Below are 25,727 nucleotides of genomic sequence, written 5' to 3' on the forward strand. Positions count from 1 at the left end.
TCATCGCCCGCGCGTCCCGTCTCTACGACGAGGTCTACGTCGCGGTGATGATCAACCAGTCGAAGAAGGGCCTCTTCGAGGTCGAGGAGCGGATCGAGCTGATCCGCGAGGTCACCGCCGACTACGGAAACGTGCGGGTCGAGGCCTTCCACGGCCTCCTCGTCGACTTCTGCAAGCAGCGCGACATCCCCGCCATCGTCAAGGGCCTGCGCGCGGTCAGCGACTTCGACTACGAGCTGCAGATGGCCCAGATGAACAACGGCCTCTCCGGCGTGGAAACCCTCTTCGTGCCCACCAACCCGACGTACAGCTTCCTGTCGTCCTCCCTGGTCAAGGAGGTCGCGGCCTGGGGCGGCGACGTCTCCCACCTGGTGCCGCCGCAGATCCTGGCCGCCCTCACCGAGCGCCTCCGGAAGGACTGACCCCGCGGGCCCCGGCTGACACCCCGTCACCCGGTGTCCCCCGGGCACCCCGTGGCCGTACAGTCGTCCCGTCCGTCTCCAACACAGCTGTAGAGAGTGGCGAGCAACCGGTGGACGTACAGAAGAAGCTCGACGAGATCGTGGCGGCGGTCTCCACCGCCCGGGGCATGCCCATGTCGGCCTCGTGTGTGGTCAACCGCGCCGACCTGCTCGCCCTGCTGGAAGAGGTGCGCGCGGCGCTGCCCGACTCGCTGGCCGAGGCCCAGGAGCTGATCGGCGGCCGGGAGCAGATGGTCGAGCAGGCCCGCCAGGAGGCCGACCGGATCATCCAGGGCGCGCACGCCGAGCGCGGCTCGCTGATCTCCGACACCGAGGTCGCCCGCCGTTCCCAGGCCGAGGCCGACCGGATCCTCGCCGAAGCCCGCAAGGAGGCCGAGGAGGTCCGCGCCGAGGCCGACAACTACGTCGACTCCAAGCTCGCCAACTTCGAGGTCGTCCTCACCAAGACCCTCGGCTCCGTCGGCCGCGGCCGGGAGAAGCTGCTCGGCACCGGCCCCGGCCTCGACGAGCAGGGGTACGAGGACGAGGACGCCCCCGAGCGCAGCCACGACCCGGAGACGCTGCGCCGCACCGCCGACGAGTACGTCGACATCAAGCTCGGCGCCTTCGAGGCGGTCCTCGCCAAGACCCTGGAGGCGGTGGGCCGCGGCCGGCAGACGCTGCACGGCCGGATCGCCAGCGACGACCTGGGTTCTCTGGACACCGGCACCGTCCAGCACAGCAGCGACGCCGACTATCTCGCCGACCTCGCCGCCATGGCCGAGACCCCGGCCGAGCCCGCCCAGGCCCCGGCGATCCCCTCCCAGCAGCCCTACGCGCCCCAGGACGCCTACGCCTACCAGCAGCCGCAGCAGCAGGATCCGTACGGTTACCAGCAGCAGTACGCCCAGCAGGACCCGTACGGCTACCCGCAGGCAGATCCGTACGCCGCGTACCCGCAGCAGCCCGCCTACGATCCGCACCAGGGCCAGGCACACCCCGGCTACCAACAGCAGCCGCAGGCGCTCGACGAGACCAGCCTCTTCGACACCGGCATGATCAGCGCCGAGCAGTTGCGGGCCTACGAACAGGGGCGCGGCAACGGCTGAGGCACTCCGATTGGGCCGTCAGCGAAAGGTCCAGTATCCTGGCTCTTCGGTCGCGCCTACGTCCGCGATCAACGCTGCCCCGGGCCACCGCAGGGCGGCGTCTCCAGTGAGTTCACAAGATCGAAAGCAGGAATGGCTCTGAACGCCCGCCTCGACCACCGCAACCCTCTCGTGTTCGACACACACGAGCTGGGGCGGCGTCCTGGTGCGCTCCAGCGCCTGACCCGCACGGTCGACGCCCCGAAGGACCTCGGTCTGAAGGACGTCATCGGAGTGCCGGAAGGCGCGCCGGTGGAGCTCGACCTCCGTCTGGAGTCCGTCATGGAGGGTGTGCTCGTCACAGGCACCGCCCGTGCACGGGCCGAGGGGGAGTGCGTAAGGTGTCTGGAGCCGGTCGAGCAGCAGCTCGAAGCGGCATTCCAGGAGATGTTCTCGTACCCTGACGCCGACGACCGGGGCCGTGTGATCGCGGAACCCGGCGACGACGCCGAGGACGACGAGGGCAGGCTCTTCATCGAGGACGGCATGTTCGACCTCGAGCCCGTGCTGCGAGATGCGGTGGTGCTCGCACTGCCGATGCAGCCGGTGTGCCGGGAGGACTGCCCGGGTCTGTGCTCCGAATGCGGAGCGCGGCTCGCGGACGACCCGGACCACCACCATGACGCCGTCGACATCCGTTGGGCGGCTTTGCAGGGACTCGCCGGTTCACTCGAAGACGGCGAGAAGGACGAGATGAGCGGCGGCGCGCTTCCATCAGCGCACGCCGACGAGAAGCAGGAGAAGTAGCCGTGGCTGTTCCGAAGCGGAAGATGTCGCGCAGCAACACGCGCCACCGCCGGTCGCAGTGGAAGGCTGCGGTCCCCACCCTGGTTGCGTGCGAGCGCTGCCACGAGCCCAAGCAGCAGCACATCGCGTGCCCGTCTTGCGGCACCTACAACAAGCGCCAGGTCCTCGAGGTCTGAGCGGCTGGTGAGAGGCACTGTGTCCACACCCAAGAAGCAGTCTTCCCGCGCGAGCGGGGGTGGACCGGACAACCAGGCCTCGTCCCACACCCTTCTGGAAGGGCGGCTCGGCTACAAGGTCGAGTCCGCCCTTCTGGTGCGAGCGCTGACCCACCGTTCCTACGCGTACGAGAACGGCGGTCTGCCGACGAACGAGCGGCTGGAGTTCCTCGGGGACTCCGTGCTCGGCCTCGTCGTCACCGACACGCTGTACCGCACCCACCCCGACCTGCCCGAAGGCCAGCTGGCCAAGCTGCGGGCCGCGGTGGTGAACTCGCGTGCGCTGGCGGACGTGGGGCGGACGCTCGATCTCGGCGCCTTCATCCGGCTCGGCCGCGGTGAAGAGGGCACGGGCGGCCGGGACAAGGCGTCCATCCTCGCCGACACCCTTGAAGCGGTGATCGGCGCGGTCTATCTCGACCAGGGCCTGGACTCGGCGGCGGAGCTGGTGCACCGCCTGTTCGACCCGCTGATCGAGAAGTCCTCCAACCTCGGAGCCGGCCTGGACTGGAAGACCAGTCTCCAGGAGCTCACCGCGACCGAGGGGCTCGGCGTACCCGAGTACCTGGTCACGGAGACCGGCCCCGATCACGAGAAGACCTTCACTGCTGCCGCCCGCGTCGGAGGCGTCTCGTACGGCACCGGCACCGGCCGCAGCAAGAAGGAGGCGGAGCAGCAGGCCGCCGAATCCGCCTGGCGGTCCATCCGCGCGGCAGCGGACGAGCGGGCCAAGGCCGCCGCGGACGCAGGCGTCGGACCGGCCGTCGACGCGGTCCCGGTCGACGGTGTGCCGCCCGGCGAGGCCGTGGACGCGGCGGTCGACAGGTCGGCAGCGGTCGGCCGGGCCCCCGAGGCCCCGGCCTCCAGGACCGTTGTGGACGGCGACAGCGCGGACGCCCCCTCGGCGTCGGGCTGACCCGCTCCGGCGGTACGACACCCGCGGGAACGCGGGAAGAACAGCAGACCCGAGCGCCCGCCCCAGCCCCGGGGCGGGCGCTCGGCTCGTACGACCGTGTGGACGGGGGAGGCGCGATGCCCGAGTTGCCCGAGGTGGAGGTCGTCCGGCGCGGACTGGAGCAGTGGGTCGCCCACCGGACGGTCACCGATGTCGAGGTGCTGCACCCGCGTGCCGTGCGCCGTCACCTCGCCGGCGCCGTCGACTTCGCGCACCGCCTGAAGGGCCACGGCGTCGGCATCCCGAGCCGACGCGGCAAATACCTGTGGCTGCCGCTGGAGGACACCGGCCAGGCGATCCTGGCCCACCTCGGCATGAGCGGTCAGCTCCTGGTCCAGCCGCACTCGGCGCCCGACGAGAAGCATCTGCGCATCCGCGTCCGGTTCGCCGACGCCCTCGGCACCGAGCTTCGCTTCGTCGACCAACGCACCTTCGGCGGGCTGTCGTTGCACGACACCACTCCGGACGGTCTGCCCCACGTCATCGCGCACATCGCCCGCGACCCGCTGGACCCGCTGTTCGACGACGAGGCGTTCCACCAGGCGCTGCGCCGCAAGCGCAGCACCGTCAAACGCGCCCTGCTGGACCAGTCGTTGATCAGCGGCGTCGGCAACATCTACGCGGACGAGGCCCTTTGGCGCTCCCGCCTCCACTACGACCGTCCGACCTCAACCTTCACCCGCCCCCGCACGCTCGAACTCCTCGGCCACATCAGGGACGTGCTGAACGCGGCCCTGTCGGTGGGCGGCACGAGCTTCGACAGCCTGTACGTCAACGTCAACGGCGAGTCGGGCTACTTCGACCGCTCGCTGGACGCGTACGGACGCGAGGGTCTGCCGTGCCGGAGGTGCGGCACGGCGATGCGCCGACGCCCGTGGATGAACCGGTCCAGCTACTACTGCCCGAAGTGTCAGCGACCGCCGCGCATCTCGTCGTAGCGCTCCCGGGCGGCGAGTACGTCGCTCATCCGCCCCTCCAGGTGCCGGATGAGCGCCAGCAGGCGCTCTGTGACCTCGTGCCCGAGGGGCGTCAGCTCGTAGTCGACGCGGGGCGGGTTGGTCGGCTGGGCCTCTCGGTGCACCAGGCCGTCGCGCTCGAGCGCGTGCAGGGTCTGGGAGAGCATCTTCTCGCTCACCCCGTCGACCCGGCGCCGCAACTCGTTGAAGCGCAGCGACCCGTCATGCAGCGCGCCGAGGGTGAGCGCGCCCCAGCGTCCCGTCACGTGCTCCAGGGTGCCCCGGGAGGGGCAGGCCTTGGAGAACACGTCGTACGGAAGGTTTTGCTCCGGTGCGCGCTCGGCGGTCATGCCAGAAGCGTACGCGCGCACAGCGCTGCCCGACAGGTTGCGCTCACCAGGAGTAAGCGCGGGGTCGGCTAGTAGCCGAAGAAGTGCCGCGGCACCCTTCTGACCTGCACGCACTCCAGCCGCCGCCCTTCTGGCCTGCGGGTCAGCGGCTGTCGTCGCCTGTCACCGTTGAGTCCCCTCGCGCGGCCCAGGGATGGCCCCAGCCGGAGGTTCGGGGTCACGGCCACCCTCTGGCTGTTCCCCGGGGGTTGTCGGCACCGGGTGGCAGGATGCCGTGCCATGACCGCACCGATCAGTGAGTCGTGGACGCGCATCGAGAACTGGCTGGCCGAGCACGCCCCGGCGACCTACGCCGCGCTGGCGCCGCCCGCGGATCCGGCGGACATCGCCGCGATCGAACACGTCATCGGCCGGCCACTGCTGAAGCCCTTGGTGATGTCGCTGTTGCGGCACGACGGTCTCCTCGACCAGCGGGGCTCGCTGCTGCCGGGGTTCTACAGGCCAATGAGTGCACGCGAGATAGCGGCTGCGTGGCAACTTCTCACCGGCTTCTACGACAAGCGCACGGCGGATGAGAAAGGAGAGGAGGCGGACTACGACTTCATGAAGATCGGGTCCAGCAGCGTCCTGTACGGACACCCGCAGTTGATCCCCATCGCGCGGGACCTCGGCGGGGGTCATCTCGTGCTGGACCACCGTCCCGGGATCGACCGGGGGCGCGTCCACGAAGCCGAGGCCGTGGCAGGCGTCATGCGCGTATCGCACGGGATGTGGACCTCCCTGCCGGTGCTCATGGAGGCGATCGCCACGTCTACTGAGACCTCCCAGCCCCTCAACGGCTACACGCCGGTAGTGGACGAGGAACAGAGGCTGCACTGGGACTTCGCACCGCTGCGCAGTGACCGGACCTTGCATCGGTCATGACACAGCAGCGGAAAGTGAGGTCGGTGGAGTCTCAAAGGGCGAGTCAAACCGACGGGGCGTCGCCCATCGGTTGAGGGCGGCGCCCCGCCGGGGTCACAGCGGTCCGGGATAGGCCGCGACCGCTGCTCGCGCTTGTTGGTGTCAACCGCTGATGTCAGTGCATGAGGACGGTCTTGACAGGCCCCACCCTGCGCACTAGGTGATTTCGCGAGGAGGGGACAGAGTGCTGCTGCCTTTGCTGGGCATGCTGCTGCTTGTCAGTCTGGCCACTGCGGGGGCGAGCATCGTGACCGTCGTTCTGATGATGAACACCTCACCTCCGCCCTTACCCAGGCTCTGCGCAGTTCTCGTTCTGGCCTTCGGTTCTTCGGCAGCAGCCGTGTACTGCTATGGCTGGTTCTCCGTCACCTTGGGAGGTCCGTTTCCCGCATTGTGCGAAGACCGGAACGCCTCCGGCGCCGAGTTGGCAAGCACTGTGCAGGAGCACTGGCCTCTTCGCAGCGCCTGCGTCTACTCCGACGGTGCAACGGTGGAGCACATCTCCGTGTCGATCAACGTGCTCGTCTACCTGCTGGCAGGTCTTGCCATCGTCCTGGCTTGTGCCGGCGCAGTCCTGCACAGGCGGGTCCCTTCGACGTCTGAGGGGTCGTTAGGTACCCCTTGACCTCGCTCATCCTCAACCACCACCCACCCCAGCTCCCATCCCGTCCGCCGTCGACCCACACACCGTGGAGCGGGCGTGGTGCCTGGCGTCCACGTGGAGCGCGCCACTGTACGAATGAGGACGCCAGGGGCCGCGTCTGCTCGGCTCTGCCTGGGTCGATGGTGGAGCCAATCCACCTGTGGGCGCGTGTCGGCGCAGCGCGGGCGGAGCGGGCCGAAGGCAGGAGCGTCGCCCGCAGCGGAGCCTAGGCTTGATGAGGTAGAGAAACCTGTGACCCGGCATGGATGGCCTTATGCTCCGGGCTACGGGCGGGCCCGCTCCGATTGCAGAGTCTTCAGAACCGACTCAGGATCGCCGTTGTAATCGATGTGCGGTTCGCCGGGCTCCGGGGCCACGAATCGCGACCGGTAGCGGATCAGATCGCTTTCGGCGAAGTAGATCGAGTTCGGGTCGTCCTCTTGCCGGGCATTGCGCTTGCTCACGCGGGACCAGAGCTCTTGGTGGCTGGCCCCTAGGTAGACCACCACCGGGATCGCGCCACCTTCGGTAGCAACCGATCGCCAGTGAGCGCGGTCTTCCGGCGTCCAAAAGCCATGATCCACCCCCACATCGTGCCCAGCCTGGAGCTGGTGACGGAGCTGGACCGAGGTCTCTTCAAGGATCGGCCGCTCAAGGGTCGGGAACGTCCCTCGTGGAAAATCGACCCCGTACACCCCATGTCGGCGGAACATCCGACCCCGGCTTCACCCTGCGCACGTACACGCACCTGATGCCGTCGAGTGAGACGCGGACCCGGGCCGCCGTAATTCGCGTCTTTGAGAATGAGGAGCTGTCGGGGGACGGCCCGGAGGCGGCCCCAGGGGCTTCCTAGTCCCCTGACCTGCGGTTATCTCAGTAGCCGAAGTTCTGCGTCCACCAGGGGCCGCCCGACCCGTAGTGCACACCGACGCCGAGCGTCTTGAAGTCGCAGTTCAGTATGTTGGCGCGGTGGCCGGGGCTGTTCATCCAGGCTTCCATGACAGCTGCCGCGTCCGCCTGGCCCCGGGCTATGTTCTCGCCGCCGAGGTTGCTTATGCCGGCGGCCTCGGCCCGGTCCCACGGCGTGTTGCCGCTGGGGTCGGTGTGGTCGAAGAAGCCCTGCTCGGCCATGGCCTCGCTGTAGTCCCCGGCCAGATCCGCGAGCGCGCTGTTCGCGGCCAGCGGGCTGCACCCGGCCTGGGCCCGCTCGTCGTTGACGAGCCGGAGCACCTCGGCCTCGACGGCGGTCTCCGGGGAGATCGTCACGGGCGGGGTGGTCCGCTGCGTGGGCACCTTCGAGGGCGTGCGCGACGGGGTGGGCTTCGGCGCCGGCTTCTTCGTAGACGGGGTGGCCGACGGCTTCTTGGAGGGGGCGTTGGGAGCCGGCGCCTTGGTGGTGGGCCTGGCCGACGGGGTCGACGCGGACGGCGAGGTGCTGCGCTCGGCGTCACGGCTGGTCGACGGGCTGCCCTCGCGGCTGCCGGCCTCGGCGGTGCCGGAGGTGCCGCCCTGCTGGGACTCGGTGTTGCTCGGCGTGTCCCCGACCTGCACCCTCTCGGCGCCGCCCCCGCCCAGCGTGTAGGTGTCGCCGCCGGGCAGGACGCCGGTGGCGACGGCGACCGTGCCGATGGCGACCGCCGCGGAGACACCGAGCAGGCCGTTGCGGACGGGCGCCATGTTCTTCTTCTTGCGGCGGCGCGAGCGGCCGTGCCCGGATCCGCCGTCGAGGCTGTGTCCGTCCGGGCCGTAGCCGCCCAGGCCGTAGGGCACAGGGCCCCGGCCGCCCAGGCCGTAGGGCTCAGGTCCGAGGCGGTCGTGGCCGTAAGGGTCAGGGCCTCGGCCGTCGTGGCCGTAAGCGTCCAGTCCGGGGCCGTCGTGGCCGTGACCGCCGGAGCCGTAGCCCTGGCGGCCGTAGCCGCCAGAGGTGTGGCCGGCCTGGCCGTGGTCGCCGGAGCTGTGGTGGTGGTAGCCGTCGGCCACCGGGAAGGCCGCCGTGTCGGAGGACGCGGCGTCGGCGTGGGCGCCGGCCGGGGCGTGCGGGCGGTCCGGAGCGAAGAGGTACGCCTCGCTCTTCGAGACCGTCTCTGCGTACGCCTCGGGGTTCAGATACGGCGCGATGCCCCGGGCGGGGGCGGCGTCGTGCGAGTGCTGCGGGTCGAGGCCCCCCACGTCGGAGCCGTGCGTCTCGTGGTCCCCCGTGGTGGCGCGGCCGGCGGCGGAGCGTCGGTGGCGTCCCATGTGATGGCCTTCCTCTGTCTCGCGGTCGACTCGTCCCCCTCGGTCAACCAAACCCACTCGATCGAGTGAGTTTCATATGAGATTCATTGGGGCTGGACGGTACCGCATGGCGCTCGGGGAGGAAGTGTCCCCAGGGACATTGGCCCGTTAGGTTGCAGCCATGAGTGAGGATGTGCGACTGGTCGCCTGGGTGCGAGGACGTGTCCAAGGTGTGGGTTTTCGCTGGTTCACGCGGGCCAAGGCCCTGGAGATCGGCGGCCTGAGTGGTTTTGCTCTCAATCTGGCCGACGGTCGGGTCCAGGTGGTCGCGGAGGGGCCGCGTCAAGGCTGCCAAGGGCTCCTGGACTGGCTCCAGGGGGACGACGCGCCCGGGCGGGTAGAAGGCGTCACCGAGATCTGGGACACACCTCGCGGCGGCTACGACGGCTTCGCCATCCGCTGACATCACGCGGGAGCGGTGACCGCAGGCCGGTCCGGAGTGCGCCGGCGGCAGCCGCCCGGAGGGGAAACGAGCAGGTGATTGCCGAGAACCGCTTGCCTTGGCAGGCGCCACACGCAAGGATGATCGTCACGCCCTGAGTGCCCCGCGGAAGTCGCCGCGCCGCCGTGTCCGGCCGCGCGCCGGCGGGTTGCCCCCCAATACAGGGCGTGATCGTGTTGACCGTCAAACTTTTTGGTGAGACGCTGAAAGCCCCGCGCACCTTAGCTGTTTGGCATGTATGAACGCCAGCACAACTCCACAGTGCCAAGCGGCCGCGGGTGCGAATCCCTCACGACCCACACCGCATCGGTCGGTCACTCAGTGTGGAGGACCATCCATCATGGCAAAGGCGCTTCTCGGTTACGTCGGCGGCTCCGACCCTCGACTCCTCGCCGAGATGCGACGGCTCCAGCAGCGCGTACAGGACCTGGAATCCGAGCTCGTACGGATCCAGGCCGAGAACGAGGCGCTGACGGCTGCCGCTTCTCACCACGACAGGATCATGGAGAGCGTCGACGCACACCAGGCGGAGCCTGCGCTCACCTGATCACTGCATCGCACGACGACACGCAGTGGTTGGGCTGCCCGTATCAACCGCTAAGTTGTCAGAAGTCGCAAGGGACGCTTCGGCGTCCCTTCTTTCTTGCCCTGTGCGCTTTCTTGCTCTGCGCATCCTTTCACCGTCTTTAACGTTTGGTGTGCCCTGCGCGTTCAGCGGCGAAACCGTGGGTTCATGGAGTGAGACAACCCCGGAAGGTAGAGTCCAGCGGCGTGCACCTCAAGGCCCTGACCCTCCGAGGGTTCAAGTCGTTCGCCTCCGCGACCACGCTCCGGTTCGAGCCGGGCATCACGTGCGTCGTCGGACCGAACGGCTCGGGCAAGTCCAACGTCGTGGACGCGCTCAGCTGGGTCATGGGCGAGCAGGGCGTCAAGTCGCTGCGCGGCGGCAAGATGGAGGACGTCATCTTCGCCGGCACCACCGGCCGCCCGCCGCTCGGCCGCGCCGAGGTGTCGCTGACGATCGACAACTCCGACGGGGCGCTGCCCATCGAGTACGCCGAGGTCACCATCACGCGGATCATGTTCCGCAACGGCGGCAGCGAGTACCAGATCAACGGCGACACCTGCCGGCTGCTCGACATCCAGGAACTGCTCTCCGACTCCGGCATCGGCCGCGAGATGCACGTCATCGTCGGCCAGGGCCAGCTCGACTCCGTGCTGCACGCCGATCCGATGGGCCGCCGTGCCTTCATCGAGGAGGCCGCCGGCGTCCTCAAGCACCGCAAGCGCAAGGAGAAGGCGCTGCGGAAGCTGGACGCGATGCAGGCCAACCTCGCGCGTGTGCAGGACCTGACCGACGAACTGCGACGCCAGCTGAAGCCACTGGGCAGGCAGGCGGCCGTCGCCCGCAGGGCCGCCGTCATCCAGGCCGATCTGCGCGACGCCCGTCTCCGGCTGCTGGCCGACGATCTCGTCCGGCTCAAGGAGGCGCTGCAGGCGGAGGTCGCCGACGAGGCCGCGCTGAAGGAACGCAAGGAGGCCGCCGGGCAGGAGCTGCGCAGGGCGCTCCAGCGCGAGGCGCTTCTGGAGGACGAGGTCCGCCGCCTCACCCCGCGTCTGCAGCGTGCGCAGCAGACCTGGTACGAGCTGTCCCAGCTCGCCGAACGCGTCCGCGGCACCATCTCGCTGGCCGAGGCACGGGTGAAGAGCGCGACCTCCGCCCCGCCCGAGGAGCGGCGCGGCCGTGACCCCGAGGACATGGAGCGCGAGGCCCACCGCATCCGTGAACAGGAGGCCGAGCTGGAGGCCGCCCTGGAGGCGGCCCAGCGTGCCCTCGACGACACGGTCGCCCACCGCGCCGAGCTGGAGCGCGAACTGGCGTCCGAGGAACGCCGCCTGAAGGACGCGGCCCGCGCCATCGCCGACCGTCGCGAGGGGCTTGCCCGGCTGAACGGGCAGGTCGGCGCGGCCCGTTCACGCGCGGCCTCGGCCCAGGCCGAGATCGACCGGCTCGCCGCCTCCCGAGACGAGGCACAGGAGCGGGCGGTTGCCGCGCAGGAGGAGTACGAGGCGCTCAAGGCCGAGGTCGACGGCCTCGACGCCGGCGACGCCGAACTCGCCGAGCGGCACGAGGCGGCCAAGCGGGAACTGACCGAGGCGGAGTCCGCCCTCGCCGCGGCCCGGGAGGCGGCCACGGCGGCCGAACGCAGTCGCGCCGCGACGCAGGCCCGCCACGACGCCCTCGCGATGGGCCTGCGACGCAAGGACGGCACCGGAATACTGCTGGGAGCGCGCGACCGGCTCACCGGAGTCCTGGGCCCCGCGGCCGAACTGCTCTCGGTCACACCTGGCTACGAGGTAGCGCTCGCCGCGGCATTCGGCGCGGCGGCCGACGCGATCGCCGCCACTACCCCGGCCTCGGCGGCCGACGCGATCCGCCTGTTGCGCAAGCAGGACGGTGGCCGGGCGGCCCTGCTGCTCGCGGGCGCCCCGGAAGAGCCGACGCCGGGGGCCGAGGGCCCGCAAAGGGACGCCGGGAACGGCGCGGACGGCTACGACGGGCCCGCGCACGACCGCCGGCCTGCGACGGCGCCGTCGTCGCGGCCCTTCGCCGCCGACCTGGTCCGGGGCCCGGCCGAGCTGATGCCCGCGGTACGGCGGCTGCTGCGGAACATCGTCGTCGTCGGCACCCTGGAGGACGCCGAGGAGCTCGTCTACACGCGGCCGGACCTGACCGCCGTCACCGCCGAAGGGGACCTGCTCGGGGCGCACTTCGCGCACGGCGGTTCCGCCGGCGCGCCGAGTCTGCTCGAAGTGCAGGCGTCCGTCGACGAGGCCGCCGCCGAGCTCGAAGAGCTGGCAGTCCGGTGCGAGGAGCTCGCCGAGGCGCAGCGGTGGGCCGGTGAGCGGCGCAAGGAGACCGCCGCGTCCGTCGAGGAGCTGGGGGAGCGGCGGCGGGCCGCCGACCGGGAGAAGTCGGCCGTGGCACAGCAGCTCGGGCGGCTCGCCGGGCAGGCCAGGGCCGCTGCCGGGGAGGCCGAGCGGAGCGTGGCCGCGGCCACGCGGGCGCAGGAGGCGCTCGACAAGGCCCTCATGGACGTCGAGGAACTCGCCGAACGGCTCGCCGTCGCCGAGGAGATGCCGATCGAGGAGGAGCCGGACACCTCCCTGCGGGACCGGCTCGCCGCCGACGGCGCCAACGCCCGGCAGACCGAGATGGAGGCCCGCCTCCAGGTCCGTACCCACGAGGAGCGGGTCAAGGGGCTCGCCGGACGGGCCGACTCCCTCGACCGGGCCGCCCGCGCCGAACGTGAGGCACGCGCGCGTGCCGAGCAGCGCAGGGCGCGCCTTCGGCACGAGGCGGCCGTCGCGGAAGCCGTCGCCTCCGGCGCCCGCCAGCTGCTCGCGCACGTCGAGGTCTCCCTCGCCCGCGCCGACGACGAGCGCACCGCCGCCGAGGCCGCCAAGGCGCGCCGCGAGCAGGAACTCACCGCCGCCCGTACCGAGGGCCGTGACCTCAAGGCCGAACTGGACAAGCTCACCGACTCCGTGCACCGGGGTGAGGTACTCGGCGCCGAGAAGCGGATGCGGATCGAGCAGCTGGAGAGCAAGGCGCTGGAGGAGCTGGGCGTGGAACCCGCGGGGCTGATCGCGGAGTACGGCCCGCGTCAGCTCGTACCGCCCTCCCCGCCCGCCGAGGGAGAGGAGCTGCCGGTGGATCCCGAGCACCCGCGCAACCGGCCGAAGCCCTTCGTGCGCGCCGAGCAGGAGAAGCGGCTGAAGTCGGCGGAGCGTGCCTACCAGCAGCTCGGCAAGGTGAACCCGCTGGCGCTGGAGGAGTTCGCGGCGCTGGAGGAACGGCACAAGTTCCTGAGCGAACAGCTGGAGGACCTGAAGAAGACCCGCGCCGATCTGCTCCAGGTCGTCAAGGAGGTCGACCAACGGGTCGAGCAGGTTTTCACGGAGGCCTACTGGGACACCGCCCGGGAGTTCGAGGGCGTCTTCAGCCGGCTCTTCCCGGGCGGCGAGGGGCGGCTGGTGCTGACCGATCCCGACAACATGCTCACCACTGGTGTGGACGTCGAGGCGCGGCCCCCGGGCAAGAAGGTCAAGCGGCTGAGCCTGCTCTCCGGCGGTGAGCGGTCGCTGACCGCCGTCGCGCTGCTCGTGTCGATCTTCAAGGCGCGCCCCAGCCCGTTCTACGTGATGGACGAGGTCGAGGCGGCGCTCGACGACACCAACCTGCAGCGGCTGATCCGGATCATGCAGGAGCTGCAGGAAGCCTCGCAGCTCATCGTCATCACGCACCAGAAGCGGACGATGGAGGTCGCCGACGCGCTGTACGGCGTCTCCATGCAGGGCGACGGTGTGTCGAAGGTCATCAGCCAGCGGCTGCGTTGAGGCTGACGAGGCTCAATCTTTCAAGTTTTGAACACAAGCCCTCCACTCCTAGGGCTGGGATTCTTAACATCACCCTATTGACTTCGAAACTTGAACGCATAGTGTCTCCAGCGTTGTTTTTACCTTCAGGTTTCGCCACCTGCGAGGGCTAACCCCCACTCCGGCAGTGTCGCCGGTGGCCCGAGGAGTACACGTGACCAGCACACCGCAGGCACACCAGTCAGGAGCCAAGGCGGCTCAGCCCGAACACCTCGGGCACGTCATCTTCATCGCGGCGGCGGCCGCGATGGGCGGCTTCCTCTTCGGCTACGACAGTTCCGTGATCAACGGTGCCGTCGAGGCCATCAGGGACCGCTACGACATCGGCTCCGCGGCGCTGGCGCAGGTCATCGCCGTCGCGCTGATCGGCTGCGCGATCGGCGCCGCGACGGCGGGCCGGATCGCGGACCGCATCGGCCGTATCCGGTGCATGCGGATCGCCGCGGTCCTGTTCACCGTGAGCGCCGTCGGATCCGCCCTGCCCTTCTCGCTGTACGACCTCGCCTTCTGGCGGGTCATCGGCGGCTTCGCCATCGGTATGGCCTCCGTGATCGGCCCGGCCTACATCGCCGAGGTCGCCCCGCCCGCGTACCGCGGCCGTCTCGGCTCCTTCCAGCAGGCCGCGATCGTGGTCGGCATCGCCATCTCGCAGCTGGTCAACTGGGGCATCCTGAACGCCGCCGACGGCAACCAGCGTGGTGAGCTGCTGGGCCTGGAGGCCTGGCAGCTGATGCTCGGCGTCATGGTCGTCCCGGCCGTCCTCTACGGCCTGCTCTCCTTCGCCATCCCCGAGTCCCCGCGCTACCTGCTCTCCGTGGGCAAGCGCGAGCGCGCCCGCGAGATCCTCGCCGAGGTCGAGGGCCACGAGATCGACCTCGACGTCCGCGTCGCCGAGATCGAGCACGCCATGACGAGCGAGCACAAGTCGACGTTCAAGGACCTGCTCGGCGGCAGCTTCTTCCTCAAGCCGATCGTCTGGATCGGTATCGGCCTGTCGGTCTTCCAGCAGTTCGTCGGCATCAACGTCGCCTTCTACTACTCCTCGACGCTGTGGCAGTCGGTCGGCGTGGACCCGGCGGACTCGTTCTTCTACTCGTTCACGACGTCGATCATCAACATCGTCGGCACCGTCATCGCGATGATCTTCGTCGACCGCATCGGCCGCCGGCCGCTCGCGATCATCGGCTCGGTCGGCATGGTGGTCGGCCTCGCGCTGGAGGCCTGGGCCTTCTCCTTCGATCTCGTCGACGGCAGGCTCCCCGAGACCCAGGGCTGGGTCGCGCTGATCGCGGCCCATGTGTTCGTCCTCTTCTTCGCCCTGTCGTGGGGTGTGGTCGTCTGGGTCATGCTCGGCGAGATGTTCCCGAACCGGATCCGTGCCGCCGCCCTGGGTGTGGCCGCCGCCGCGCAGTGGATCGCCAACTGGGCCATCACCGCGAGCTTCCCGTCGCTGGCCGACTGGAACCTGTCCGCGACCTACGTGATCTACACCCTCTTCGCGGCGCTCTCCATCCCGTTCGTCCTGAAGTTCGTGAAGGAGACGAAGGGCAAGTCGCTGGAGGAGATGGGCTGAGCCGCACCCGAGGCCCCCGATCCCGAGGAGAAGGGCCAAGTCCCCGCTGCCCCTCTCCTCGTCTCGTGAGAGACGTGCCGCCCCGGCTCAGCCACTGAGCCGGGGCAGCACGTTTTCGCAGAACAGCCGCAGACTGCGCCAGCCCTCCTCCAGCGGCATCCCGCCGACCAGCGGATGCAGTACGAGGTTGCCGAGGCCCTGCGCCACGCACTCGTCCGGCGTGAGCACCCGGTAGACGCCCTCGGCGCGCAGCTCCGCAACGGTCGTGGCCGCCGACCGCACGGCCGAGCGGATGTCCGCCGACTGCCAGGAGGCGTACGTGCGCGCCTCGTGCAGGAAGTGCCCGCCGTGCTCCGCCCACGTCCGGTCCGGGTCCTCGGCGAGATGCAGCAGCGGCGTCTGCGCGGCGGGCATCATGGTCCAGCCCTCGGTGCCGTACTCCACCAGGCGTTCCTTGTAGTACGCCTCCAGATCGGGCAGATGCGCGCTGGGGAAGAACGGCAGGCCGAGGCGGGCGGCCCGGCGGGCGGCGGCCCGCGAGGAGCCGCCGACCAGCAGCAGCGGGTGCGGGTCGGAGTACGGGCGCGGGGTGACGCGCACCGTCCGCCCCCGGTAGGTGAACTCCTCCCCGGTCCAGGCCTTCAGCACCGTCTCCAGCACCTCGTCCTGCAACCGCCCGCGCCGTGCCCACTCCACGCCGAACAGCTCGTACTCCTGCGGCCGGTATCCGATCCCGGCGACGGTCACCAGCCGCCCGCCGCTCAGCAGGTCCAGTACGGCGATGTCCTCGGCCAGCCGCAGCGGGTCGTGCAGCGGGCCGATCACCGCCGAGACGGTGACCGCGAGGTGCCGGGTGGCGCCGAGCACCGCTCCCGCGAACGCGAACGGCGAGGGCAGCCAGTTGTTCGGCACACCGTGGTGCTCCTCCGTCTGCACGGTGGTGATCCCCTGGTCGTCGGCGTACCTGGCCATCTCCAGGGCTGTCCGGTACCGATCGCGCAGGGAGGCGGGGGTGGCGTCGGGTTCGACGAGGTTGAAACGGACGACCGAGACGGGCATGGGGGTCCCTTCGCCGGGCGGGTGTGGAGGGGGACGGTAGCTGACAGGGCGTCAGGTCGCCAGATGCGAGACGCCGGGCAGGGCCGCCGGGGGCCACACGTCACTTGTACGAACGCACAAACTGGGTCCGCCGGAGCCCCATGGCTGATACTGGACGGGTTATGGAAATCGTCATCCTTGCTGTAGTCATCGCCGTGGTCGTGATCGGCGCGATCGGCGGGCTCGTCATCGGCAGTCGGCGAAAGAAGTCGCTGCCCCCGCCGCCGCCCACGACGCCCGACATCACCGCACCTCCGGCCGAGCCGCATGTCGGCGACGAGGCCGAGACGCCGCGGGAGGAACCGCGCCGCACGATAGAGGAGGTGGACCTCCCCGACGGCTCGGCCCCGGTCGCCGTCGAGGAACCTCCCGTCGTCGAGCTCCCGCCGACCGAGATCGAGATCCCGGAGCCCACCGCGGGGCGGCTCGTCCGTCTCCGCGCCCGTCTGTCCCGCTCCCAGAACGCCCTCGGCAAGGGGCTGCTCACGCTGCTCTCGCGCGAGCACCTCGACGAGGAGACCTGGGAGGAGATCGAGGACACCCTGCTCACCGCCGACGTCGGTGTGCAGCCCACCCAGGAGCTGGTCGAACGGCTGCGCGAGCGGGTGAAGGTACTCGGCACCCGCACCCCCGTGGAGCTGCGCGGCCTGCTGCGCGAGGAACTGCTCACCCTGGTCGGCACCGACCTCGACCGGGTCGTGAAGACCGAGCCCGAGACCACCAAGCCCGGCATCGTGATGGTCGTCGGCGTCAACGGCACCGGCAAGACCACCACCACCGGCAAGCTCGCCCGCGTCCTGGTGGCCGACGGCCGCAGTGTCGTCCTGGGTGCCGCCGACACCTTCCGGGCCGCCGCCGCGGACCAGCTCCAGACCTGGGGCGAGCGGGTCGGCGCGTACACCGTGCGCGGACCGGAGGGCGGCGACCCCGCCTCCGTCGCGTTCGACGCCGTCAAGGAGGGCAAGGAGATGGGCGCCGACGTCGTGCTCATCGACACCGCCGGACGGCTGCACACCAAGACCGGCCTCATGGACGAACTCGGCAAGGTCAAGCGCGTCGTCGAGAAGCACGCCCCGCTGGACGAGGTGCTCCTCGTCCTCGACGCCACCACCGGCCAGAACGGTCTGGTCCAGGCCCGCGTCTTCGCCGAGGTGGTCGACATCACCGGCATCGTCCTCACCAAGCTGGACGGCACCGCCAAGGGCGGCATCGTCGTCGCCGTGCAGCGCGAACTCGGCGTCCCGGTCAAGCTCATCGGGCTCGGCGAGGGTGCCGACGATCTGGCGCCGTTCGAGCCGGAGGCCTTCGTGGATGCGCTTATCGGAGAGTGAGCACCCACGGACATCCGGCACCAGGAAGCGCCCGCCCCAGCTGTCGTCGGGGCGGGCGCTTCGTCGTGTACGAGGGCTGTCGGCACGGGCGTCGGGCAGGGGCGCGGGGCCCGTACGGGCGTCGGGCGTGTTCGCGAGGCCCGCACGGGCGTCGGGCAGGGGTGCCGGGCCCGCCGGGCGTCACGTCCGGCCGAGATCGTGGCGCACGTGAGCGGTCTGTCCGGGCCGGGGGGCGAGGGGCCATCCCCCGCCTCCGGGGCGAGGAGGCCCGCCCGCGCGTGGCCGGGTAGGACTACGCCCGCGACCGGTGTGCCACGTAGGCCAGCGTCCCCAGCAGCAGACGTGCCGCTGGCGGCTTGCGTGCCGAGTCCAGATCCGGCGGGCGCAGCCAGCGCACCGGGCCGAGGCCGCCGCGGTCCGAGGGCGGGGCCGTGATGTGCGTACCCCGGCCGAGGCCGCGCAGGTCGAGGTGTGGGTCGTCCCAGCCCATGCGGTACAGCAGCGCGGGCAGCTCGGGCGCGGACCCAGGGGCGACGAGGAAGTGGGCGCGGCCGTCGGGGGTGGCGGCGACGGGGCCGACGGGGAGGCCCATGCGTTCCAGCCGGACCAGGGCGCGCCGTCCCGCCGGCTCGGCCACCTCGATCACGTCGAACGCCCGCCCGACGGGCAGCATCACCGCCGCGCCCGGGAACTGGGCCCAGGCGGTGGTCACCTCGTCGAGGGTCGCCCCGGCCGACACCCCCGGCGCGAAGTCCAGCGGATGCGCGCCCGGCGCGCGGCAGTCGGCACGGCCGCAGGAACAGGCGCCCGCGGCGGCCCGTGCGCCCGGGACCACGTCCCAGCCCCACAGTCCGGTGTACTCCGCCACGGCGGTGCACTCCGACGTGCGGCCGCGGCGGCGCGAGCCGGACCGGATGTCGCGGATCCCCCGACTGCTGCCGATCGTGAAGCCCATGCCCCCTCCAACGGGTCCGACACATCGGTGGTTACGAGGCGGAACGAGAGTGTGACTCTCCGTCTCCGACTTCCCGGCTGTCGCGCGATCCAGACGGCTTGCTGAAGCACCCCAGGTGGTGTGCTGAGGGCTGCGCGCCCCTGCGCGCACCCGTCCGCCCATTTCCGTCCGGCCTATGTCAAGTGAATCGTGCGGAGGCGACTGCGAGTTCATTCGAAGGGGTGGCGAATGGTGGCGTTTCCGGGATCGCCGTGGCCGGGCGGGTGATCGTAGGATTACCGTGTGTGCACGGCGACCGGGGCACATGCACTTGTGGGTATGCCGGAGGCAAGCGGGTTCCTCGTTCGAAGACTGAGAAGTGCCGGACGGGCGACCGCACTGACGGGCATTCTGATAGGGCTTGGCGCAGTGGTGGCAGGCGATCCGAGGGATGGGGGCGTTCCAGTGGGCGGCAGCGGCGGAAGCGGGACGAACGCTGAGAAGCGCCCGAATGAGCTGTTGGGCTCGTGGTTCGTGCGCAGTGGCTGGTCGAAGGGCGAGCTGGCGCGTCAAGTGAACCGCCGGGCACGCCAGTTGGGCGCCAACCACATCTCCACCGACACCTCGCGCGTCCGCCGCTGGCTGGACGGTGAGAACCCCCGCGAGCCGATCCCGCGCATCCTGTCGGAGCTGTTCTCCGAGCGGTTCGGCTGCGTCGTCTCCATCGAGGACCTCGGCCTGCGTGCCGCTCGCCAGTCGCCCTCCGCCCACGGCGTGGACCTGCCCTGGACGGGCCCTCAGACGGTCGCGCTGCTCGGCGAGTTCTCCCGCAGCGACCTGATGCTCGCCCGCCGCGGCTTCCTCGGCACCTCGCTGGCGCTGTCCGCCGGACCGGCCCTGATCGAGCCCATGCAGCGCTGGTTGGTCCCCGCGCCACCCTCCCCGCGGCCGGAGCCCTCCTCGGTGCCGTCCACCCGCGCGCGGGGCCGGCTGTCCAAGCCGGAGCTGGACCTGCTGGAGTCCACCACGGTGATGTTCCGGCAGTGGGACGCCCAGTGCGGCGGCGGGCTGCGCCGCAAGGCGGTCGTCGGCCAGCTGCACGAGGTGTCCGACCTGCTCCAGGAGCCCCAGCCCGAGTCGACCACCCGCAAGCTGTTCAAGGTCGCCGCCGAGCTGGCCGAGCTGGCCGGCTGGATGTCGTACGACGTGGGGCTCCAGCCCACCGCGCAGAAGTACTTCGTGCTCGCCCTGCACGCCGCCAAGGAGGCCGGTGACCGCCCTCTCGGCTCGTACGTGTTGTCCAGCATGAGCCGCCAGATGATCCACCTCGGGCGCCCCGAGGACGCGCTGGAGCTGATCCACCTCGCGCAGTACGGCAGCCGGGACTGCGCGAGCCCGCGCACCCAGGCGATGCTGTATGCGATGGAGGCCCGCGCGTACGCCAACATGAGCCAGCCCGGCAAGTGCAAGCGGGCCGTGCGGATGGCCGAGGACACCTTCGGTGAGGCCGACGACTGGGACGAGCCGGACCCCGACTGGATCCGCTTCTTCTCCGAGGCCGAGCTGTTCGCCGAGAACAGCCACTCCTTCCGCGACCTCGCATACGTCGCAGGCCGCAGCCCCGCCTACGCCTCCATGGCCGAACCCTTGATGCGGCGGGCCGTGGAGCTGTTCGCGCAGGACACCGAGCACCAGCGGTCGTACGCGCTGAACCTCATCGGCATGGCCAGCGTGCACCTGCTCCAGCGGGAGCCCGAGCAGAGCGCCGTCTTCGCCGATCAGGCCATGACCGTCGCCAAGAACGTCCGTTCCGAGCGCGTCAACACTCGTATCCGAAAGACCGTCGACACCGCGGCCCGTGACTTCGGTGACGTCGCCGAGGTCGTGGACCTCACCGACAAGCTCGCGATCGAGCTGCCGGAGACCGCCGAGGCGGTCTGAGCACAGCGGCGAAACCCCTGACCCCGGCCGCGGCTGGCCCTCCCGAACTGCCCGACTCGGCTCCCCCATGCCAGGTCATCGGAAGGCCGCCCGCGGCCGGTCCTTCTCCCCCCGGAAATGCCGCGGGAAAGGTTGCGCCACGATAACGATCGCGCGGCCCGGTAGCTGGCAGTTCATTGACGCGTAACACGCGCGGCGCCTTCGTCACCCCGGCGAAACAACGAGGGGCTTCCACCGAAACGGCGCTGCGCCAATGTCGTGGCGCATAACCGGCCCACCCCTCATCCCGCTCAAGGCTTCGCCCGCACGGGGCCGTATCCAACGACGAGGAGACGCCGATGGCTCCAGCCATCACGCTTGCGGCGGACGCACCCACGCTGTCGTCCGCGAACACAGGCTTCATGCTCATCTGTTCCGCCCTGGTGATGCTCATGACCCCGGGCCTGGCCTTCTTCTACGGAGGCATGGTCCGCGTCAAGAGCACCCTGAACATGCTGATGATGAGTTTCATCAGCCTGGGAATCGTCACCATCCTGTGGGTGCTGTACGGCTTCTCCATGGCGTTCGGTACGGATTCCGGCAGCCTCATCGGCTGGAACTCCGACTACGTCGGCTTCACGGGGATCGGCATCGGCGACCTGTGGGACGGCTACACCATCCCGGTCTACGTCTTCGCCGTCTTCCAGCTGATGTTCGCGATCATCACGCCCGCCCTTATCAGCGGCGCCCTCGCGGACCGCGTGAAGTTCACGGCATGGGCGCTGTTCATCACCCTGTGGGCCACGGTCGTGTACTTCCCGGTCGCCCACTGGGTCTGGGGCGCGGGCGGCTGGGCTTTCGAGCTGGGCGTGATCGACTTCGCCGGTGGTACGGCGGTGCACATCAACGCCGGTGCCGCGGCTCTCGGCGTGATCCTGGTGATCGGCAAGCGCATCGGCTTCAAGCGGGACCCGATGCGTCCGCACAGCCTGCCGCTGGTGATGCTCGGCGCCGGTCTGCTGTGGTTCGGCTGGTTCGGCTTCAACGCCGGCTCATGGCTGGGCAACGACGACGGCGTCGGCGCGCTGATGTTCGTCAACACCCAGATCGCCACCGCCGCCGCCATGCTGGCCTGGCTGATCTACGAGAAGGTCCGCCACGGCGCGTTCACCACGCTGGGCGCCGCCTCCGGCGCGGTCGCCGGTCTGGTCGCCATCACCCCGGCCGGCGGCGCGGTCGACCCGCTCGGGGCGATCGCGGTGGGCGCCATCGCTGGTCTGCTGTGCGCGATGGCGGTCGGCCTGAAGTACAGGTTCGGCTACGACGACTCGCTCGACGTCGTCGGTGTCCACCTGGTCGGCGGTGTGCTCGGCTCCCTGCTGATCGGCTTCTTCGCCAGCGGCAAGGGCCAGTCCGAGGTCGAGGGCCTGTTCTACGGTGGCGGCCTGGACCAGTTCTGGAAGCAGTGCGCCGGTGTCTTCGCCGTCCTGGCCTACTCCCTGGTCGTCTCCGCGATCCTCGCCTTCCTGATCGACAAGACGATCGGCATGCGGGTACCGGAGGACGACGAGGTGACCGGCATCGACCAGGCCGAGCACGCCGAGACCGCATACGACTTCAGCGGCGCCGGCGGCGGTGCCTCCCGCACCACCCCGGTCCCGCCCACGGCCGCCGCAGCCGCGAACAAGAAGGTGGACGCATGAAGCTCATCACCGCCGTCGTCAAGCCCCACCGGCTCGACGAGATCAAGGAAGCCCTCCAGGCGTTCGGAGTACACGGACTCACGGTCACCGAGGCCAGCGGCTACGGTCGCCAGCGGGGGCACACCGAGGTCTACCGCGGCGCCGAGTACACCGTCGACCTGGTCCCCAAGATCCGTATCGAGGTGCTGGCCGAGGACGACGACGCCGAGCAGCTGATCGAGGTCATCGTGAAGGCGGCGCGCACCGGCAAGATCGGTGACGGCAAGGTCTGGTCCCTTCCCGTCGAGACCGCGGTCCGGGTCCGCACGGGCGAGCGCGGACCGGACGCGCTCTGACACAGAAGAACAGGAGTCGCTGGGTGACGAGCACGGGCGTACGGACGGAAGCAGAGGACTCGGGACCCAGCGGCTACGCGGCGGCCCGGCTGCGTCTCCTCACGGAGGGGGCGCGGTCCGGGCCGCCGCGCCGTGCCGCCCTGGCCGGGCTGACCGACGACTGGCTGGCGGGGCTGTTCGGCGCGGGAGCGGAAGGGCTTCGTGGGGTCTCCCTCGTGGCGGTCGGGGGCTACGGCCGCGGCGAGTTGTCCCCGCGCAGCGACCTGGACCTGCTCCTGCTGCACGACAACGGCGACCCTGCGGCGATCGCCGCCCTCGCCGACCGCATCTGGTACCCGGTCTGGGACCTGGGCCTGGCACTCGACCACTCCGTCCGCACCCCGGCCGAGGCGCGCAGGACGGCCGGGGAGGACCTGAAGGTCCAGCTCGGCCTGCTGGACGCCCGTCACCTCGCCGGCGACCTCGGCCTGACCGCGAGCCTGCGCACGGCGGTCCTCGCCGACTGGCGCAACCAGGCGCCCAAACGCCTCCCCCAGCTCCAGGAGCTCTGCGCCGAACGCGCCGAACGCCAGGGCGAGTTGCAGTACCTGCTGGAGCCGGACCTCAAGGAGGCCCGCGGTGGCCTGCGGGACGCCACCGCCCTGCGCGCCGTCGCCGCCTCCTGGCTGGCCGACGCCCCGCGCGAAGGCCTCGACGACGCCCGGCGCCGGCTGCTCGACGTCCGGGACGCCCTGCACCTCGCCACCGGACGCGCCACCGACCGGCTCGCCCTTCAGGAACAGGACCAGGTCGCGGCCGAGCTGGGCCTGCTCGACGCCGACACCCTGCTGCGGCAGGTCTACGAGTCGGCGCGGCTCATCTCGTACGCCAGCGATGTCACCTGGCGTGAAGTGGGGCGCGTGCTGCGGTCGCGGGCCGTGCGGCCCCGCCTGCGGTCCATGCTGGGCGGGGGGAGGCAGGTCGCCGAGCGGTCCCCTTTGGCCGAGGGTGTGGTGGAGCAGGAGGGCGAGGTGGTGCTCGCCCGTGCCGCGCGACCCGACCGCGACCCCGTACTCCCGCTGCGCGCCGCGGCCGCCGCCGCGCAGGCCGGACTGCCGCTCTCCTTGCACGCCGTGCGGCGCATGGCGGCCGGTGCGCGCCCCCTGCCCACGCCCTGGCCCGCCGAGGCCCGCGAGCAACTGGTCACGCTGCTCGGCTCCGGGCCCCCGACCACCGAGGTCTGGGAGGCCCTGGAGGCGGAAGGCCTGATCACCCGGCTCATCCCTGACTGGGAGCGGGTGCGCTGCCGGCCGCAGCGCAACGCCGTGCACATCTGGACCGTCGACCGGCATCTCATCGAGACCGCCGTCCGCGCCTCCGAGTTCACCCGCCGGGTCAGCCGGCCCGACCTGCTGCTGGTCGCCGCGCTGCTGCACGACATCGGCAAGGGCTGGCCTGGCGACCACTCGGTGGCGGGCGAGATCATCGCGCGCGACGTGGCGGGCCGGATCGGCTTCGACCGCACGGACGTGGCCGTCCTCGCCACCCTCGTACGCCATCACCTGCTGCTCATCGAGACCGCCACCCGGCGTGACCTGGAGGACCCCGCCACCGTGCGCTCCGTCGCCGAGGCGGTCGGCTCGCAGGGCACGCTGGAGCTGCTGCACGCGCTCACCGAGGCCGACGCCCTGGCCACCGGGCCGGCCGCCTGGTCGTCCTGGCGGGGTTCGCTCGTCGCCGACCTGGTCAAGCGGGTCTCGGCGGTGCTGGCCGGGGACGCCCCGGCCGACCCGGAGGCCGCGGCGCCCACCGCCGAGCAGGAACGGCTCGCCATCGAGGCGATCGCGACGGGCGGCCCCGTGCTGGCGTTGCGGGCCCAGACCGAGGCGCCCACCGAGGAGGCGACCGGCGAGCCCGAGCCGCTCGGCGTGGAACTCCTCATCGCCGTACCGGACCAGCCCGGTGTGCTGCCGGCCGTGTCAGGCGTGCTCGCCATGCACCGTCTGACCGTGCGCGCGGCCGAGCTGCGGTCCCTGCGGCTGCCGGACGGCGTCGACGGCTCGGTGCTGCTGCTGGACTGGCGGGTCGCCGCCGAGTACGGCTCGCTGCCGCAGGCCGCCCGGCTGCGCGCGGACCTGGTCCGGGCCCTGGACGGCTCCCTCGACATCGCCGGGCGCCTGGCCGAGCGCGACGCCGCCTACCCGCGTCGGCGGGGCGTCGTCGCGCCGCCACCGCGCGTGACGGTCGCCTCGGCGGCGTCCCGTCTCGCCACGGTGATCGAGGTGCGTGCCCAGGACGCGCCTGGGTTCCTGTTCCGCATCGGGAGGGCCCTGGAGGACGCGGGCGTGCGGGTGCGCAGCGCACATGTGTCGACGCTGGGCGCGAACGCGGTCGACGCGTTCTATGTCACAGGCCTGCAGGGAGCCCCCTTGCCGGACGAGGAGGCGGTGGCGGTGGCACGGAAGCTGGAGGAGATGCTGCGGGGGTGACCCGGGCCACTCGTGGTGCTCCTTCATGTGCTGGACGAGGACGATTCCCTTGGCGGGGCAGATACCCTGGAGGGCGATCCATACTGTCGCCTACTGCCGAGGACCGACGCCGCCGTGTTCGATACCCTTTCCGACCGCCTCTCAGCCACCTTCAAGTCCCTCCGGGGCAAGGGGCGACTCAGTGAAGCGGACATCGACGCCACGGCTCGCGAGATCCGGATCGCGCTCCTCGAGGCGGACGTGGCGCTGCCGGTCGTCCGGAGCTTCATCAAGAACGTCAAGGAGCGCGCGCTCGGCGCCGAGGTCTCCAAGGCGCTGAACCCCGCCCAGCAGGTCCTGAAGATCGTCAACGACGAGCTCGTCACGATCCTCGGTGGCGAGACCCGGCGGCTGCGCTTCGCCAAGCAGCCGCCCACCGTGATCATGCTGGCGGGTCTCCAGGGTGCCGGCAAGACCACCCTCGCGGGCAAGCTCGGCTGGTGGCTGAAGGAGCAGGGCCACTCGCCGCTGCTGGTCGCAGCCGACCTCCAGCGCCCGAACGCCGTGAACCAGCTGAGCGTGGTCGCCGATCGGGCGGGCGTGGCCGTCTACGCGCCGGAGCCGGGCAACGGCGTCGGTGACCCGGTCAAGGTCGCCAAGGACTCCCTCGACTTCGCGAAGTCCAAGGTCCACGACATCGTGATCGTGGACACCGCCGGCCGCCTCGGCATCGACCAGGAGATGATGCAGCAGGCCGCGGACATCCGCGACGCCGTCTCCCCGGACGAG

23 protein-coding genes are annotated in these 25,727 nt (G+C 70.7%); 18 read left to right on the plus strand and 5 right to left on the minus strand.

Features of this window, described 5'->3' with window-relative positions:
• The first annotated feature begins 2 nt into the window (after positions 1-2).
• The 6 genes from coaD (at position 3) to mutM (ending at position 4,464) form a co-directional block, all read left to right on the plus strand.
• Positions 3-422 carry a pantetheine-phosphate adenylyltransferase gene (coaD, locus tag AB0O67_RS26225; protein WP_365454669.1) on the plus strand — a complete coding sequence of 140 codons (420 nt, stop codon included), beginning with the start codon at positions 3-5 and terminating at the stop codon, positions 420-422.
• A gap of 110 nt (positions 423-532) precedes the next feature.
• Positions 533-1,570, plus strand: a complete 1,038-nt coding sequence (locus tag AB0O67_RS26230) for a cell division initiation protein (RefSeq protein WP_365454672.1) — start codon at positions 533-535, stop codon at positions 1,568-1,570.
• 132 nt (positions 1,571-1,702) lie between these two features.
• Complete coding sequence (locus AB0O67_RS26235) at positions 1,703-2,356, plus strand: YceD family protein (RefSeq protein ID WP_365454675.1); 654 nt, start codon at positions 1,703-1,705, stop codon at positions 2,354-2,356.
• A gap of 2 nt (positions 2,357-2,358) precedes the next feature.
• Positions 2,359-2,532: a 50S ribosomal protein L32 gene (rpmF, locus tag AB0O67_RS26240; protein WP_003951102.1), complete on the plus strand. Its 174-nt coding sequence runs from the start codon at positions 2,359-2,361 to the stop codon at positions 2,530-2,532.
• A gap of 19 nt (positions 2,533-2,551) precedes the next feature.
• A complete protein-coding gene (gene rnc, locus AB0O67_RS26245) occupies positions 2,552-3,487 on the plus strand; it encodes a ribonuclease III (RefSeq protein WP_365454678.1) in 936 nt (311 codons plus the stop codon).
• 116 nt (positions 3,488-3,603) lie between these two features.
• Positions 3,604-4,464, plus strand: coding sequence for a bifunctional DNA-formamidopyrimidine glycosylase/DNA-(apurinic or apyrimidinic site) lyase (mutM, locus tag AB0O67_RS26250; protein WP_365454681.1), 861 nt, complete (start codon positions 3,604-3,606; stop codon positions 4,462-4,464).
• Here the strand turns inward: mutM and AB0O67_RS26255 are convergent.
• On the minus strand, positions 4,437-4,832 hold the full coding sequence (locus tag AB0O67_RS26255; protein WP_365454684.1) for a helix-turn-helix domain-containing protein: 396 nt from the start codon (positions 4,830-4,832) through the stop codon (positions 4,437-4,439). The two genes, mutM and AB0O67_RS26255, sit on opposite strands and share 28 nt — an antisense overlap.
• A gap of 279 nt (positions 4,833-5,111) precedes the next feature.
• On the opposite strand from AB0O67_RS26255, the gene AB0O67_RS26260 reads away from it, so the two are divergent.
• Positions 5,112-5,756, plus strand: a complete 645-nt coding sequence (locus tag AB0O67_RS26260; protein WP_365454687.1) for an SMI1/KNR4 family protein — start codon at positions 5,112-5,114, stop codon at positions 5,754-5,756.
• A gap of 223 nt (positions 5,757-5,979) precedes the next feature.
• On the plus strand, positions 5,980-6,420 hold the full coding sequence (locus AB0O67_RS26265; protein WP_365454690.1) for a hypothetical protein: 441 nt from the start codon (positions 5,980-5,982) through the stop codon (positions 6,418-6,420).
• Between the two features lie 302 nt (positions 6,421-6,722).
• Here the strand turns inward: AB0O67_RS26265 and AB0O67_RS26270 are convergent, their stop codons facing one another.
• Positions 6,723-7,022: a hypothetical protein gene (locus tag AB0O67_RS26270; protein WP_365454693.1), complete on the minus strand. Its 300-nt coding sequence runs from the start codon at positions 7,020-7,022 to the stop codon at positions 6,723-6,725.
• A gap of 289 nt (positions 7,023-7,311) precedes the next feature.
• Entirely contained in the window at positions 7,312-8,676 is a 1,365-nt protein-coding gene (locus tag AB0O67_RS26275) for a CAP domain-containing protein (RefSeq protein ID WP_365454696.1), read from the minus strand.
• A 160-nt stretch (positions 8,677-8,836) separates the two neighbouring features.
• On the opposite strand from AB0O67_RS26275, the gene AB0O67_RS26280 reads away from it, so the two are divergent.
• The 4 genes from AB0O67_RS26280 to AB0O67_RS26295 all read left to right on the plus strand — a co-directional run bounded on the left by AB0O67_RS26280 (position 8,837) and on the right by AB0O67_RS26295 (position 15,170).
• On the plus strand, positions 8,837-9,118 hold the full coding sequence (locus tag AB0O67_RS26280) for an acylphosphatase (protein ID WP_365454699.1): 282 nt from the start codon (positions 8,837-8,839) through the stop codon (positions 9,116-9,118).
• 379 nt (positions 9,119-9,497) lie between these two features.
• Positions 9,498-9,704 (plus strand): hypothetical protein, encoded by a 207-nt coding sequence (locus AB0O67_RS26285; RefSeq protein WP_189700833.1) that lies wholly within the window; start codon positions 9,498-9,500, stop codon positions 9,702-9,704.
• A gap of 224 nt (positions 9,705-9,928) precedes the next feature.
• Complete coding sequence (gene smc / locus AB0O67_RS26290; RefSeq protein WP_365454702.1) at positions 9,929-13,558, plus strand: chromosome segregation protein SMC; 3,630 nt, start codon at positions 9,929-9,931, stop codon at positions 13,556-13,558.
• A gap of 193 nt (positions 13,559-13,751) precedes the next feature.
• Positions 13,752-15,170: a sugar porter family MFS transporter gene (locus AB0O67_RS26295; protein ID WP_365454705.1), complete on the plus strand. Its 1,419-nt coding sequence runs from the start codon at positions 13,752-13,754 to the stop codon at positions 15,168-15,170.
• Between the two features lie 87 nt (positions 15,171-15,257).
• Here AB0O67_RS26295 and AB0O67_RS26300 read toward each other — a convergent pair whose 3' ends face one another.
• The gene (locus tag AB0O67_RS26300; RefSeq protein ID WP_365454708.1) at positions 15,258-16,229 is read right to left on the minus strand and encodes an LLM class flavin-dependent oxidoreductase; all 972 of its coding nucleotides are present in this window, start codon (positions 16,227-16,229) and stop codon (positions 15,258-15,260) included.
• 161 nt (positions 16,230-16,390) lie between these two features.
• On the opposite strand from AB0O67_RS26300, the gene ftsY reads away from it, so the two are divergent.
• Positions 16,391-17,599 carry a signal recognition particle-docking protein FtsY gene (gene ftsY, locus AB0O67_RS26305; protein ID WP_365454711.1) on the plus strand — a complete coding sequence of 403 codons (1,209 nt, stop codon included), beginning with the start codon at positions 16,391-16,393 and terminating at the stop codon, positions 17,597-17,599.
• Between the two features lie 292 nt (positions 17,600-17,891).
• Here the strand turns inward: ftsY and AB0O67_RS26310 are convergent, their stop codons facing one another.
• Positions 17,892-18,554, minus strand: a complete 663-nt coding sequence (locus AB0O67_RS26310) for a bifunctional DNA primase/polymerase (RefSeq protein ID WP_365454714.1) — start codon at positions 18,552-18,554, stop codon at positions 17,892-17,894.
• Between the two features lie 444 nt (positions 18,555-18,998).
• Between AB0O67_RS26310 and AB0O67_RS26315 the strand changes: the two genes are divergently transcribed.
• The 5 genes from AB0O67_RS26315 to AB0O67_RS26335 all read left to right on the plus strand — a co-directional run.
• Positions 18,999-20,474, plus strand: coding sequence for a hypothetical protein (locus tag AB0O67_RS26315; protein ID WP_365454717.1), 1,476 nt, complete (start codon positions 18,999-19,001; stop codon positions 20,472-20,474).
• A gap of 338 nt (positions 20,475-20,812) precedes the next feature.
• Entirely contained in the window at positions 20,813-22,156 is a 1,344-nt protein-coding gene (locus AB0O67_RS26320; RefSeq protein WP_365454720.1) for an ammonium transporter, read from the plus strand.
• Positions 22,153-22,491 carry a P-II family nitrogen regulator gene (locus AB0O67_RS26325; protein ID WP_030990174.1) on the plus strand — a complete coding sequence of 113 codons (339 nt, stop codon included), beginning with the start codon at positions 22,153-22,155 and terminating at the stop codon, positions 22,489-22,491. The genes AB0O67_RS26320 and AB0O67_RS26325 overlap by 4 nt, the downstream gene beginning before the upstream one ends.
• A gap of 23 nt (positions 22,492-22,514) precedes the next feature.
• Positions 22,515-24,959, plus strand: a complete 2,445-nt coding sequence (locus AB0O67_RS26330) for a [protein-PII] uridylyltransferase (RefSeq protein ID WP_365454723.1) — start codon at positions 22,515-22,517, stop codon at positions 24,957-24,959.
• A 114-nt stretch (positions 24,960-25,073) separates the two neighbouring features.
• Positions 25,074-25,727 (plus strand): signal recognition particle receptor subunit alpha (locus AB0O67_RS26335; RefSeq protein WP_365454726.1); only part of this gene is annotated, 654 nt, incomplete at its 3' end.

It is taken from the genome of Streptomyces sp. NPDC086077, from assembly GCF_040686175.1.
GTDB lineage: Bacteria > Actinomycetota > Actinomycetes > Streptomycetales > Streptomycetaceae > Streptomyces.

Bases quoted from the DNA above. Each gene is read 5' to 3' on its own strand.
- AB0O67_RS26235 (WP_365454675.1), top strand. From the start codon at position 1,703: ATGGCTCTGAACGCCCGCCTCGACCACCGCAACCCTCTCGTGTTCGAC.
- mutM (WP_365454681.1), top strand. From the start codon at position 3,604: ATGCCCGAGTTGCCCGAGGTGGAGGTCGTCCGGCGCGGACTGGAGCAG.
- AB0O67_RS26255 (WP_365454684.1), bottom strand. From the start codon at position 4,832: ATGACCGCCGAGCGCGCACCGGAGCAAAACCTTCCGTACGACGTGTTC.
- AB0O67_RS26260 (WP_365454687.1), top strand. From the start codon at position 5,112: ATGACCGCACCGATCAGTGAGTCGTGGACGCGCATCGAGAACTGGCTG.
- AB0O67_RS26275 (WP_365454696.1), bottom strand. From the start codon at position 8,676: ATGGGACGCCACCGACGCTCCGCCGCCGGCCGCGCCACCACGGGGGAC.
- AB0O67_RS26280 (WP_365454699.1), top strand. From the start codon at position 8,837: ATGAGTGAGGATGTGCGACTGGTCGCCTGGGTGCGAGGACGTGTCCAA.
- AB0O67_RS26285 (WP_189700833.1), top strand. From the start codon at position 9,498: ATGGCAAAGGCGCTTCTCGGTTACGTCGGCGGCTCCGACCCTCGACTC.
- AB0O67_RS26300 (WP_365454708.1), bottom strand. From the start codon at position 16,229: ATGCCCGTCTCGGTCGTCCGTTTCAACCTCGTCGAACCCGACGCCACC.
- ftsY (WP_365454711.1), top strand. From the start codon at position 16,391: ATGGAAATCGTCATCCTTGCTGTAGTCATCGCCGTGGTCGTGATCGGC.
- AB0O67_RS26310 (WP_365454714.1), bottom strand. From the start codon at position 18,554: ATGGGCTTCACGATCGGCAGCAGTCGGGGGATCCGCGACATCCGGTCC.
- AB0O67_RS26320 (WP_365454720.1), top strand. From the start codon at position 20,813: ATGGCTCCAGCCATCACGCTTGCGGCGGACGCACCCACGCTGTCGTCC.
- AB0O67_RS26325 (WP_030990174.1), top strand. From the start codon at position 22,153: ATGAAGCTCATCACCGCCGTCGTCAAGCCCCACCGGCTCGACGAGATC.